At 49.0% G+C, this 12,138-nt stretch carries 13 protein-coding genes; 3 read left to right on the top strand and 10 right to left on the bottom strand.

The genetic code is table 11. The features are described 5' to 3' along the window. Both arnB and U0026_RS01590 read right to left on the bottom strand, forming a co-directional pair. Positions 1 to 1,140 (bottom strand): UDP-4-amino-4-deoxy-L-arabinose aminotransferase, encoded by a 1,140-nt coding sequence (gene arnB, locus U0026_RS01595; RefSeq protein ID WP_062779634.1) that lies wholly within the window; start codon positions 1,138 to 1,140, stop codon positions 1 to 3. Between the two features lie 382 nt (positions 1,141 to 1,522). Next, positions 1,523 to 2,029 (bottom strand): phenolic acid decarboxylase, encoded by a 507-nt coding sequence (locus U0026_RS01590; RefSeq protein ID WP_062779633.1) that lies wholly within the window; start codon positions 2,027 to 2,029, stop codon positions 1,523 to 1,525. A gap of 99 nt (positions 2,030 to 2,128) precedes the next feature. Here U0026_RS01590 and U0026_RS01585 point away from each other — a divergent pair, with 99 nt between their 5' ends. Continuing rightward, on the top strand, positions 2,129 to 2,995 hold the full coding sequence (locus tag U0026_RS01585; protein ID WP_062779631.1) for a LysR family transcriptional regulator: 867 nt from the start codon (positions 2,129 to 2,131) through the stop codon (positions 2,993 to 2,995). Between the two features lie 333 nt (positions 2,996 to 3,328). On the opposite strand, the gene pcoE is transcribed toward U0026_RS01585, so the two are convergent. From pcoE to pcoA, 7 genes are all read right to left on the bottom strand, one after another. Further along, the gene (pcoE, locus tag U0026_RS01580) at positions 3,329 to 3,763 is read right to left on the bottom strand and encodes a copper resistance system metallochaperone PcoE (protein WP_000723069.1); all 435 of its coding nucleotides are present in this window, start codon (positions 3,761 to 3,763) and stop codon (positions 3,329 to 3,331) included. Positions 3,764 to 3,980: 217 nt separating this feature from the next. Beyond that, positions 3,981 to 5,381 carry a copper resistance membrane spanning protein PcoS gene (gene pcoS / locus U0026_RS01575; protein WP_001211180.1) on the bottom strand — a complete coding sequence of 467 codons (1,401 nt, stop codon included), beginning with the start codon at positions 5,379 to 5,381 and terminating at the stop codon, positions 3,981 to 3,983. Then, positions 5,378 to 6,058, bottom strand: coding sequence for a copper response regulator transcription factor PcoR (pcoR, locus tag U0026_RS01570; RefSeq protein ID WP_001188930.1), 681 nt, complete (start codon positions 6,056 to 6,058; stop codon positions 5,378 to 5,380). Before pcoR ends, pcoS begins: the two co-directional genes overlap by 4 nt. Before the next feature lie 54 nt (positions 6,059 to 6,112). Further along, positions 6,113 to 6,991, bottom strand: coding sequence for a copper resistance inner membrane protein PcoD (pcoD, locus tag U0026_RS01565; RefSeq protein ID WP_229692861.1), 879 nt, complete (start codon positions 6,989 to 6,991; stop codon positions 6,113 to 6,115). Positions 6,992 to 7,046: 55 nt separating this feature from the next. Beyond that, positions 7,047 to 7,427, bottom strand: a complete 381-nt coding sequence (pcoC, locus tag U0026_RS01560; RefSeq protein ID WP_000025662.1) for a copper resistance system metallochaperone PcoC — start codon at positions 7,425 to 7,427, stop codon at positions 7,047 to 7,049. A gap of 39 nt (positions 7,428 to 7,466) precedes the next feature. Next, positions 7,467 to 8,357, bottom strand: coding sequence for a copper resistance outer membrane transporter PcoB (pcoB, locus tag U0026_RS01555; protein WP_001378118.1), 891 nt, complete (start codon positions 8,355 to 8,357; stop codon positions 7,467 to 7,469). 5 nt (positions 8,358 to 8,362) lie between these two features. Next, positions 8,363 to 10,180 (bottom strand): multicopper oxidase PcoA, encoded by a 1,818-nt coding sequence (gene pcoA, locus U0026_RS01550; RefSeq protein ID WP_000925240.1) that lies wholly within the window; start codon positions 10,178 to 10,180, stop codon positions 8,363 to 8,365. 234 nt (positions 10,181 to 10,414) lie between these two features. Here pcoA and U0026_RS01545 point away from each other — a divergent pair, with 234 nt between their 5' ends. Together U0026_RS01545 and U0026_RS01540 are read left to right on the top strand one after the other, a co-directional pair. Continuing rightward, positions 10,415 to 10,864, top strand: coding sequence for a copper resistance protein (locus U0026_RS01545; RefSeq protein WP_001023257.1), 450 nt, complete (start codon positions 10,415 to 10,417; stop codon positions 10,862 to 10,864). A 288-nt stretch (positions 10,865 to 11,152) separates the two neighbouring features. Further along, positions 11,153 to 11,890, top strand: a complete 738-nt coding sequence (locus U0026_RS01540; protein WP_000287501.1) for a peptidoglycan DD-metalloendopeptidase family protein — start codon at positions 11,153 to 11,155, stop codon at positions 11,888 to 11,890. 33 nt (positions 11,891 to 11,923) lie between these two features. Here the strand turns inward: U0026_RS01540 and U0026_RS01535 are convergent, their stop codons facing one another. Further along, entirely contained in the window at positions 11,924 to 12,121 is a 198-nt protein-coding gene (locus U0026_RS01535; RefSeq protein ID WP_000843494.1) for a DUF2933 domain-containing protein, read from the bottom strand. Positions 12,122 to 12,138: the final 17 nt, after the last annotated feature.

Raw genomic sequence — 12,138 nt, 5'->3', positions numbered from 1 at the left:
TCAACGTCCTGCTAACTGATGGAGCGCGGTAATCACGCGAGTGGTGTCGTCATCGGTCATATCCGGGAACAGTGGGATCGAACAGATGCGCGCGCTGTTCCATTCGGTATTCGGCAACGACACTTGCGGGAAGCGCTCACGGTAATATTTCTGGGTGTGGGCCGCGCGGAAATGCAGGCCGGTATCAATACCTTTGGCTTTCAACTGTTCCATTAACGCATCGCGGCTGATGCCACAGCGCTGCTCATCAACACGGATAATAAACAGATGCCAGGCGTGCAGATGCGACCATTCAGGAACAGCGAGCGGCTGAAATGGTGTATCGGCAAGCTCAGCGGTATAGCGTGCGGCAATTTCACTGCGGCGTTGATTGGCCTGACCCAGTTTCCCCAGCTGTACCAGCGCCAGCGCAGCGTTGATATCGGCCAGGTTGTATTTAAAACCCGGACTTATCACCTCGGCCTGCGGCGCGCGCCCCAGAGTTTGTCGGTCGTAGGCGTCGACGCCCAGACCGTGGAATTTCAGGCTGCGAATGCGATTCGCCAGATCTTCATCGTCGGTAACAATCAGGCCGCCTTCGGCACAGGTCATGTTCTTGATGGCATGGAAGGAGAAAATTGCCGTTCCCTGCCAGCCGACGTGGCGGTTTTTATAGTGAGTACCCGCCGCGTGCGCGGCATCTTCAATCACCGGAATGCCCTTACGCTGTGCAACGGCGCGAATAGCATCGATATCAGCCGGTGCACCTGCATAATGCACGGGGATAATTGCTTTGGTGCGCGGGGTAATGGCAGCTTCGACGGCCTGCGGCGTCACCATTAGCGTGTCGGGATCGACATCGATCATTACCGGCGTCGCACCGAGCAAGACGATCATATTGAGCGTAGAAACCCAGGTCTGAGACGGTGTGATAACTTCATCACCGGGGCCAATACCAAGCGCCATGAGCGTCACGTGCATCCCACCGGTCGCGGAGCTAACAGCAATCGCAAAACGGTTACCCGTTAAGGTGCAAAACGCCTCTTCCAGCGCCTGATTTTTTGGCCCAGTGGTTATCCAACCGGATTGCAGCACGTCCTTTATCGCAGCAAATTCCGCATCACCCATTGAGGGGCGTGAAAACGGTAGAAAATCACTCATGAAGGGTCCTTATCCTATTACTCAAATGAGTACGCCTGACTGGTGAATAAAACGTAACGATAGTTATTTGTTAAAATCAGGAATGGATAGACATGATATTTAAACCAGCAACATTCGATTGCGGTAAAAGTAACAGTGTTATCTTAGGATAAGATTAAGAAAGGAGAGAGGGTGGACGCAATAAATGATTAATAAACAAAACTGATTACTTATCAATTTGTTAAATAGAATGAAATTTAAAAATAAAGCGCCCAGCCTACATAATAGCTGGGCGCAACGTAACATTATTCAACGCTGTCTAAACGAGAATTTTATTTAGTGAGTAAATTAACTTTCGTTGCATATTAGTGTAATAAATAATGCATGTAGCTTTGCTTAACTATTAACGCAAATTAGCCGGAAAATCTTTTGGTAATTCACTGGCGGCACAGTCAATCACGCTATCATTATTGGCACCGCAGTCACGGACGAAGGTAATTGTCGCAAATTCATCAATCACTTCGGTCGGATACGCCGGGCCAGCATCACGATAGGCATTCATCAGCGGAATATGATCGTTCTGGAAACAGACCGTTTTTTCCGGGTTGTTCATCACCCAACGAGGGAAGAAGATGGTGCCGTGGAACAGTTTGTCGCCAAGGTTCACAATCAGGCTGACATCGGTGCCGGTCGGTTCAGTCCAGGAAATTTTATAGATGCTTTCACCTACGCGAACAATGTACGCCTGCTGATCTTTCACCCAACGATTAGCAACCAGGCCGCTGTGAATGCGGTAATCCAGAGTGCTGTCGTTTTTCACATAAATTTCGTAGTTCCAGCCGTTATCGTAGGTATAGACCAGATGTTTGCCAACGAAACCGCTCAAATCATGTTTATCAAAGTTGCTCATAATGAAATCTCCTTGTGTCGATGCAGAGATCTTATTACTTTAAAAATCGAATGAATAACGCTATGTTTTAATGAAACCCATCTAAATTTTAAATCAATTATGCACAAAACCACCCTGGAACAATGGGCGCTGTTGGAAAAAGTGGTGGAGCTGGGCAGCTTTGCCAGAGCCGCCGATGAGACAAACCGCAGCCAGTCATCCGTCAGCTATAACCTGGCGCTATTACAAGAACGCTTAGGCGTGGCGCTACTGGTACCGGAAGGTCGTCGCGCGGTGTTAACCCCGGCGGGTGAGCTACTGCTAAACCAGGTCAAGCCACTGCTCAAAGCCTTTGCCTGGGTCGAGACTCGCGCTGCCACGCTGCGTGAGGGGATGCGTACCCGGCTGGATTTAGTGGTCGATAGCATCTTCCCGCGCGAGCGGCTGTTCGCCATTCTGCGTCAGTTTCAACAGCGGTATCCGCAGACTCAGGTACGACTGACGGAGGTGCTTGAGAACGCCCACGGCAACGACGTCATTCAGGCCGAAGCTGACGTGATGGTGCTGACCCGCCGCCAGGATATTACCGGGCGCGGAGAGTGGCTGATGAATATTGATTTCGTCGCCGTCGCCCACCGCGATCACCCTCTATTTGAGAACGAAACGCCGTTTAATGATGAGCAGCTCCGCCCCTGGCCGCTTATCCGTATTGCCGATAGCGATAACGACCGCCAGGCCGGGCGCGACGCGTGGACGTTCTCGACGATTGATGCGGCTATTGATGCGGTGATGTATCAGGTAGGTTATGGCTGGCTGCCGGAGGAGAGGATTCAGGCGGAACTGGCGCAGGGTATTTTAAAACCGCTACCGTTGCGTCATGGCGTCCGACGCGCCACGCCGCTGCATCTGATCGTCAAACAGGATTTGGCCCCGCTTGATGAACAGGTGGAGATGCTGCTGGCGTTGTTTAGCCAGCAGGAAAAATAGCTTACTCAGCTGTGTAGAGACATTAAAGTTGTATCCTTTAACCTGAAAAAGACTTTAAAGTTGTAAAGTTTTAAAAAAACACATACAAAACATGATGCTAAGTGTGTATCACACGCTGTTCCAACATTATGCCTTGATGTTCTTGCAGGAACTGCAATTTACAGGAGGAAAAAGGTGTTTTTGTAGTTATCTGGCGTTACGTGACAGTGTTGGTCAGATACTTCCACCTCTTCAGAGTTAAAGTTTGATATATGGGAAAAAAAACGCTCCCGGACGGGAGCGTAAGCCAGTGACTTCGGCGTCAAATGAGGGTCTAACAAGTGGAGCTGCGGGTTAATTCTGGGTGATCTGACTGCGATGCTTATCAGCCTGCTGCTGGTGAACAACGGAAGACTGACCATTATTCGCCTTCTCATGTACAGCTGCGGCCTTCTCATGCTCGCTCATTTCAGAAAATGACTTTGCTGTTTCGTTGGTAGCTCCGGGTTTAGCTTTCATCATTTTTTTATGCATTTCAGCCATGTCCTGGTGGGCAGCAGAATTGCTGTTTTGCATCATGTCATGGGACATTGCGGCCTGATCGTGACTGCTCATATCCATCATTGTCATGCTGTCTCCCTGAATTGCACTTTTTTCAGCAGATGACTGCATCTGGTGGGCAGGTGCCTGTGCATTATTTACCTGGTCATGCATGTTCATTGTCTCTGCAGCCATGGCAGATGAAGCGGCAGCCATAATGGCAACAAATGATACGAGAATCTTTTTCATGGTTGGGTCTCCGGTGTTTACATACCCAAACAATCAATGGCTTATAACAGAGAAAGCAGTTGATCTCAGGGCGGGTTAATCATCACTCCAGGAACCAGGTGATTGTGTTATCACGCTGCTCCTGATTTATGAATAATTATAAAAAACCGCCTCTGTTTATCGCGTGACTGAATGATGACAATTTTGTCACCTTCCAGGTTTCTCCTGAACAACGGGATTAATCCATTAACAGGCGCACTTTGAACACAATTTCACGCCCCTGCTGTTCTGCTGACAGCTCGCCGCCGTGAGCATGAATGATCGACCTTGTAATTGATAATCCCAGCCCCGCGCCTTCCGTGTTGTAGAACCTTGATGAGTCTGCGCGATAGAACCGGTCAAACAAACGTTCCAGATTAGCGGGAACCTGGCCGGACATCGTATTCGTAATCATCACGTTCACACAGTCACTGTCACGCTCAAGGTGTATCGCTGTACAGGTGTTATCGGGAGAATACTTGATTGCATTGGAAAGCAGGTTACTGAAAGCACGTCGGAGCATATCGCTGTCTCCGGCAACAACGCCCTCTCCTTCAACCGTGATTGTCTTTCCTGTTTCGTCTGCCAGGGGCTCGAACAACTCACGTAATTCATTCAGTTCGGCTGCCAGATCCACATCATGTTTATCCAGCCGCAGCAGACCATGCTCTGAACGTGCCAGAAAAAGCATGTCACTGGTCATTCGTGACAACCTTTTCAGTTCTTCCAGGTTAGCGAATAAAATTTCGCGGTAATGCGAAACATCCCTTTCCTTAGCCAGTGCAAACTGCGTCTGCATCATCAGATTACTGACTGGTGTGCGCAGCTCATGCGCGATGTCAGACGAGAAATCTGACAGTTTCCGGAATGCCCCCTCCAGGCGATCAAACATATTATTGAACTCCTGCATGGTCTCAGAGATTTCCGGCGGAGCCAGATCGGGATTTAGACGCTGATCCAGGCTGTGTACGGTCATGGAGGAAGCCAGACTGGTCATTTCCCGTAGCGGTTTCAGACCAATACGTGTGGTCAGCCAGCCCAGAAAAACAGAAATAAAGACCAGACCGATATTGAACCAGAACAGCCAGGTACTGAGTTTGTCCATAAACAGGGTGTGATACCCAGTATCCGTGGCAACCGTAATGATGACATGTTTGCTTTTACCCTGTTCCGGCGTCACGGCAACCCGCCGCGAGATACTGCGGTACACGGTGTTATTTTCTTCCGTCTGGATCATATAGTCGAGAATATCACCCGACTTATTAAGCAGGACCGCTGGAACAACAGAATTTTTGGCATAGAGTTCAACAATTTTTTCATTTTCCATGTTTTTTATAGAAATGAATAAGCCATTGTGCCCCACCATCGCATCGTTTATTTTTTCTGATAATGACTTAATATCCGTTTTGTTCCTGAACGTCTCTGTTTTAAGAAACTCTTCGGTGAGCTGAAGTTTACCTGTCAGAAAATCGCGGTCCTGATTATCGAAATAGCCATTAAGGGTGCTAATCAGGATAAAACTTGATAACCACCATACCGTAAGCATCACCGCAGAAAAAATCAGGCTCAGGCGTGTGGTCAGGGAAATTTTGAACCTCACTCTTCTCTGATCTCCAGGACATATCCGGCACCGCGAACGGTATGGATCAGTTTTGGCTCAAAGTCATCATCAATTTTACTTCTCAGACGTCTCACGGCGACATCAATCACATTCGTATCACTGTCAAAATTCATGTTCCAGACCAGGGACGAGATAAGACTCCTGGGTAACACTTCTCCGGTGCGTTGCAGCAGCAACTCAAGCAGAACGTATTCTTTACCGGTGAGATGGATCTTCTTCCCCGAACGGATCACGGTCCGGCGCACCATATCAACGGTCATATCGGCGATGGTGCAGACTGTTGCGGCCTGCGAGCGTGCCCGGCGCAGTAGGGTTCTTACACGTGCAACCAGCTCCGTAAAATCAAAGGGCTTAATCAGGTAGTCATCTGCGCCAAGCTCCAGTCCTTTCACTTTGTCCCGCACGTTGTCCTTTGCGGTTAAAAACAGGACCGGTTCTTCGTGCCCGGACTCCCTCAGTGCGCTGATGATTTGCCACCCGTCGAGGAAAGGCAGCATCACGTCCAGTATTATCAAATCATACTGTCCCTTCGACGCGGCCCCGAGACCATCGCGGCCATTATTAAAGAGATCGGCCTGATAGCCTTCCTCAACCAGTCCCTGCTGCAGGTAACGACCTGTTTTTTGTTCGTCTTCAACGATTAAAATACGCTGCATGGTCAACTCGCTGATATGAAAGTAAAAATCTCACGCATGAGCTTTGGCTGTCCCCTAGCTGACCTGAGACGGAGCAAGCATTCCGAGCCACGCTACGGCGCCCAGAATGATAATCGCAACAACGAATTCTGTCAGGATGCTGTTTCGCATCAGGGCAACGCTGCGATCATAATTCCCTTCCCTGACCATAACTTCAAGCCGGGGACCCAGGTGAAACCGGTTTGCTGCAGCCAGAAGAAGCATCAGAACAAACAGAGCCGTCTTGGCAAGCAATATCCTCCCCCAGGAACTGTTGAATAAGGGAGTTAAGTTACCCTCAGCAATATACAGATAGTTGACCAGCGCACTCAGGATCAGGGCTACAACAATCACCGTTCCTGCCGTGGCAAATTTTGCCAGGGAGTCAGATATCACAATGACGCTCTGTGCATTATGCTCGTTTCTGCGCATCAGCAGGATAGCAAATGCAACCAGAGCACCTGTCCAGGCACCTGCAGCGCCGAGATGGGTCAGATCGCTCAGTAAATGGAGATAGTAATGCAGACCGTCATGCATAACGGCGTGTCCTCCCCAGGCAAGTGTAGCCAGCGCCACGCCCCCACTCATCGTCATCAGCAGGCAGGACAATACTCTCTTATTAGTGTAAAGGAACAAAGCACCGAGTGTGGTAAACAGGGCACAGAGCCTGACAATCCAGCTAATACCCACATCAGTTTCTTCTATCACCATCTCGATAACATGGATGGATAATTCTCTGAGGTCAGTTACTCCACTCATGGCATTAGATACCAGGAGCATATTAATGCCAGTAAGAATGATGCCTGTAACAACAGCAAAAGTTATAAACGACCTGAAATTAGTCAGGTTATAGGTTTCATGTCTGACACCGCTTATTCCATATATCTGAAAAAATGGCAATCCAAATATTACCATCAAATCCAGATAAAGAAGAAAACGAATAACAATCATAATCAGGTCGTTCATAATATTACTTCACTGTAAAGGTGTAATTACCGGTAATAGGGTGCGTATCTGAAGAAACCGCGCGCCAGTCAACACGATAAGTGCCAGCGGGTAAAGGCTCTCGCGGAATAATGACCATCGATTTAGGGTCAGCGCCTGGCGCCACTTTTGCCGCGACCGGCATCGGAGAATGTGATGACATGCCTTTCATACCCGTCATCGTTAATTTTGCACCTGAGAATTTCACGGTCAGATTTTCCGAGAAATTAAGCTGAATCTTTTCCGGGGCCGCTACGGCTGAATCAGCCTGTGGCACAGAGCTTTTTAATTCCGGATGGGCCATAGCAGAGAAAGCAACGCCCATAACGAGGCCACCTGTAAGAATGGCTTTATTTAAAATCGACATTTTATTTACCTGTTTAGTTGAGTGTTTTATATCAGTGCGTTAAAACCAGATTCTGGCTCCCGCCAGGAATACTACCTGATGGTCTTTCTCACCTTCTCTTTTCGCCATATCGGATGTTTTCCCGTAAAGTTGATTCCAGGAAACGCCTATATAGGGTGCAAACTCACGGCGTATTTCATAGCGCAGCCGGAGCCCCAGCTCTGTGTCAGTCAGTCCCCTGCCGCGACCCCGCGATTCATCATCCTGACTGTAGAAATTCACCTCATAGGATGGCTGGAGTATGAGCCGGTTAGTCAGTAAAACGTCGTATTCTCCTCCCAGACGAAGGGCTGCTTTTCCGCCATTACTGACAAAACCCGTAATTTCAGACTCAAAATTATAGAGTGCCAGCCCCTGAAAACCGACAGCAGCCCAGGTCCGGGCAGAAGCAGGTCTGAAATCCTGCCTGACACCCGCAACCAAATCCCACCATGGGCCAACCGCATGTCCCCAGAGTAACTGCGCTTCAGCCGCCTCCGTTTCCCCATTGCTTCGTTCACCTTCACTCTTTAGCCAAATCCGATCTGTGTCGCCTCCAATCCAGCTGTTAACACTCCAGCTGAAATTGTTGGTGTTATCCGACCGTTGCCATTCCAGTTGATCCAGCAGAACCAGATAATTAATCGCACTGTCGTGAATCGCATGCCCCTGTAAATTGCCGAATGCAGCCTTCCGGTCGGCATCGGTAACAGGCGGAATTGGCGTTCTGCTCTCAGTTACAATGGGCTCCATTGACGTCATCTCAGTGAAATTCTCATCTGCTGGCATCTGCATGGCAGACATGTCGTGCCCGGCGTGGGGATCTGCAGAGACGGAGCCCGCCGCAATAGAAAGCTGTGAGGTAAACAAACCGGCGACCAGAACAGGTATGGCCTTCAAATTTCTCTTCATTCGCATCATTCCTCCACCCGGACTTCACGAAACATTCCCATTTCCATGTGATAGAGCAAATGGCAGTGATACGCCCAGCGGCCAAGCGCATCTGCTGTCACTCTGTAACTGCGTTTTGTACCAGGGGGAACATCTATTGTGTGTTTACGAACCATGAAATTACCGTTTTCATCTTCCAGATCGCTCCACATACCATGCAGGTGAATGGGGTGAGTCATCATGGTATCGTTGATCAGCGTGATCCTGAGCCGCTCACCGTATTTCAGCAGCACCGGTGCGGCATCTGAAAACTTGATTCCGTTAAATGACCAGGCAAACTTTTCCATGTGGCCGGTTAAATGCAGTTCTATGGTACGGCCAGGTTCACGTCCGTCAGGATCCTCAAAGCGGCTTTTCAAATCCGCGTACGTGAGAACCTTTCTTCCGTTATTTCGAAGACCAATACCCGGATCATTTAATTTCGGAGAGACGCTCATCGCCTGCATATCAACCAGTGGGTTATCCGTTTCTGACGCAGGATGACTTTGCATACCCGGCATTCCGGCCATCCGGGAATGATCCATACCGGCCATGCTGCTGTGATCCATGGGCGCGGAGGATGTCCCGCTATCCGGAAGGTCAGCACCGTCCATAGACATCATCTCTCCGCTGTTATCCATGCCTCCCATCTGGCTGTGGTCCATTCCTGCCATATCATGTCCCATTCCCCCCATACCCATATCTTCCATGGTCAACAGAGGACGGGGATCGAGGGGGGGAACGGCAGCACTTAACCCCTCTCTCGTGGCCAGTGTCCCTCGAGCGTAACCGGTCCTGTCCATGGATTGTGCGAAGATGGTATAGGCCTCACCCTGAGGCTCCACAATGACATCATAGGTTTCGGCAACGGCAATCCTGAATTCGTCAACGGTAACCGGGTTTACATACTGGCCATCTGCAGCCACGACCGTCATTTTCAGCCCGGGGATACGGATATCGAAATAGGTCATTGCCGAGCCGTTGATAAACCGTAAGCGTATCTTTTCACCGGGACGGAACAGTCCGGTCCAGTTTTTCAGCGGGGCCTGCCCGTTCATGAGATAGGTGTAGGTGTAGCCACTGACATCCGCGAGGTCAGTCGGATTCATTTTCATTTCAGCCCACATTTTCCGATCGGCAATGGTGGCTGACAGCCCCCTGGTATTCACGTCGCGGAAAAAAGAGCCAACGGTTGGTTTATTGAAATTGTAGTAATCCGACTGTTTTTTTAATTTTTTCAGCAGGCTGTGAGGATTTTCATCGGTCCAGTCAGACAACATGACCACATGCTCACGATCGTAAGTAAACGGTTCTGGCTCCCCGGCATCGATGATAATGGCACCGTATACCCCCTCCTGTTCCTGCAGACCGGAATGGCTGTGGTACCAGTAAGTCCCGTTCTGCTTAACCTTAAAGGTGTAAACGTAGGTATCATCAGGCTCTATGCCCATAAAACTCAGCCCCGGAACACCATCCATATTGGCCGGAAGAATAATGCCGTGCCAGTGAATGGACGTCTGTTCATTAAGACGGTTTTTGACCTTCAGGGTAATGGTGTCACCTTCTTTCCAGCGAAGAACGGGCCCCGGCAGGCCTCCATTGATTGTTTTGGCCTGACGCTCACTGCCCGTGATATTGACGGCCGTTTCACCAATGGTCAGGTCAAACTGAGTACCCTGCAGGGATGCGGCAACTGGCAGGCTCAGACTGGAACGCGCATTGAAACTCCATACGCCAAGACTTCCGGCTACGCCAGAGAGGGTTAACCCCTTCAGGAAAGTTCGTCGAGACGTTTTCAACAGCATGCGCATTCCCTTATTTAAAGTATGGTTACTGACAGAATTCGAGAACCGATTTAAATTAAATTACTGGTTCATCCACTTACAATGAAATGAATCTAGCACACCTTAAGAAACAAATTCATTACAATCGTGTAATGTACATAGCTGTATTACATTTACGTCATCTTCCCCACAGGTTGATTATTTTTATATATGATCATAAGGACATCTTTTATGTACCTCAGAAGGTAATTACACATGAATATATTAATCACGACCACTGCGTTTACAGCTTTATTTTGTGGGGCAGCTTTTGCTCAGTCCAGTGATATTGCCCATGAAGCACATCGATTTGTTAATAATGCCTCAGCCGTCAGTCATGTGAATTCCTCGACGCATGAAAACTTACCGGACAGGGTTAATAAAAACAACACGCCCTCATTCTCTGAAATGAATGAACATGAAAGGGCCATTGTTGCTCATTCATTTATGAACAACAGCGCGTCCTATGCGCATCAGAAAATGATTGAGGAACATAAAAAAATGCTGTCCGGCAGTGATGCAAATTCAAAGACCTCGTCTTCTTCTTTTAACGAACTGAATGCCGGAGAAAAAGCCGCTCTCGTGCATGAGCAGGTCAATAATGCCGGTGCGGAAGCACATCAGACGCAGGCAAGAAAGCTTCGCGGGCTGTATTCGACCAGGTAACTGCAGGCGGGTTAGTGCTTAGCGTCAGGTGCGCAGCAGGGCTTTACTGACGGGTTACGTAGCAGGACATGAGCCCCATATTGCTCTGCCGTAACCTGTTTCAGTCCCGTTAATCATCACCGTCGGGCTGGTCATACAGTTCCCAGAGCTTCAGGAGCAAACGGGAAACAAGATATGTTACAAAAATGACGACCATCAACGGTGCTCCCGATTAACTGACAGATGACACGCCTCCTGAAAACCCCTAGCATACGCCGCAGTGTTCATGCTAACGGCGAATTCCAGTAAATGTATTCTACCGATGTCGTAAAAGAAAATGCCTACCTTTCAGCCACCCGCTCGGGGCTGGAATCGAACGAGATCGCTACTCTTCAGCGCTCCTTGCCTTCCCGGTTTAATCTGCGGCATTTGAAAAAAAATGAATCATTAAAACTCGTACTGCAAAAGAAAGCGGGAAAATCACGTGTCGTGGCCTATAAATTTACGTCCGGTTCATTTAATTACACGGCGTATCGTATATCAGATAAAAAGTTCTATAACCTTTCCGATACTTCCGGGAAAGGCAGTCTCGATTATCCGTTACCGGCCACAGCAAGACTCAGTTCGCCTTTCAATCCTGCAAGACTTAACCCGGTATCGGGAAAAGTGAGTCCCCATAATGGCATTGATTATTCCATGCCCATGAACACGAAAATAGTCAGCGTCATCGACGGAAAAATCACCCGGGCCGAATACAACAGTACCATGGGATATTTTGTTGAAGTAACGGGAAAAGCCGGTGTTAAAACTCGCTATCTCCACCTCAATAAAATACTCGTTACTAAAGGGGCCAGGGTTACACGGGGAGGTGCTATTGCGTTATCCGGTAACAGCGGACGTTCATCCGGTCCTCATCTGCATTACGAGCTGGTCATCAATAACAACCCTGTTAACTCTCTGGCGTTCCGGGCAGCGGCACCCGCTGATAACAAACTCGAACAGCATGCCTTTGCGCATGCCAGAGACTACGAACGATACCTGGACTGATAACGGGACCGCGACGCGGCCCCGTCTGCCGGATTAATTTTTTTTATCGTTTTCACTTCCGTGATGTTGATGATCTCCATGCCCTCCGTGGCCGTGGAAAAGATGCATTAGCGGGCAGACCAGCAATAACAGATATGGCCAGTAACCTGCCACATGTGACCAGTGTTCGCGCAGGAGGGCAAATGCCGCGATCGCGGCGACAGCAATAAGCGCATAGGTGGTACTTTTCATACTGGACTCCTTCTGTT

This window comes from Kluyvera intermedia (assembly GCF_034424175.1).
Lineage (GTDB): Bacteria > Pseudomonadota > Gammaproteobacteria > Enterobacterales > Enterobacteriaceae > Kluyvera > Kluyvera intermedia.
Note: the sequence above shows the minus strand (reverse complement) of the source record. Positions and strands in the feature narration are given on the sequence as shown.

Coding starts and splice junctions, on each gene's coding strand:
- arnB (WP_062779634.1), bottom strand. CDS start 1,140: ATGAGTGATTTTCTACCGTTTTCACGCCCCTCAATGGGTGATGCGGAA.
- U0026_RS01590 (WP_062779633.1), bottom strand. CDS start 2,029: ATGAGCAACTTTGATAAACATGATTTGAGCGGTTTCGTTGGCAAACAT.
- U0026_RS01585 (WP_062779631.1), top strand. CDS start 2,129: ATGCACAAAACCACCCTGGAACAATGGGCGCTGTTGGAAAAAGTGGTG.
- pcoE (WP_000723069.1), bottom strand. CDS start 3,763: ATGAAAAAGATTCTCGTATCATTTGTTGCCATTATGGCTGCCGCTTCA.
- pcoR (WP_001188930.1), bottom strand. CDS start 6,058: ATGCAGCGTATTTTAATCGTTGAAGACGAACAAAAAACAGGTCGTTAC.
- pcoD (WP_229692861.1), bottom strand. CDS start 6,991: ATGGTAATATTTGGATTGCCATTTTTTCAGATATATGGAATAAGCGGT.
- pcoC (WP_000025662.1), bottom strand. CDS start 7,427: ATGTCGATTTTAAATAAAGCCATTCTTACAGGTGGCCTCGTTATGGGC.
- pcoB (WP_001378118.1), bottom strand. CDS start 8,357: ATGAAGAGAAATTTGAAGGCCATACCTGTTCTGGTCGCCGGTTTGTTT.
- pcoA (WP_000925240.1), bottom strand. CDS start 10,180: ATGCTGTTGAAAACGTCTCGACGAACTTTCCTGAAGGGGTTAACCCTC.
- U0026_RS01545 (WP_001023257.1), top strand. CDS start 10,415: ATGAATATATTAATCACGACCACTGCGTTTACAGCTTTATTTTGTGGG.
- U0026_RS01540 (WP_000287501.1), top strand. CDS start 11,153: ATGTATTCTACCGATGTCGTAAAAGAAAATGCCTACCTTTCAGCCACC.
- U0026_RS01535 (WP_000843494.1), bottom strand. CDS start 12,121: ATGAAAAGTACCACCTATGCGCTTATTGCTGTCGCCGCGATCGCGGCA.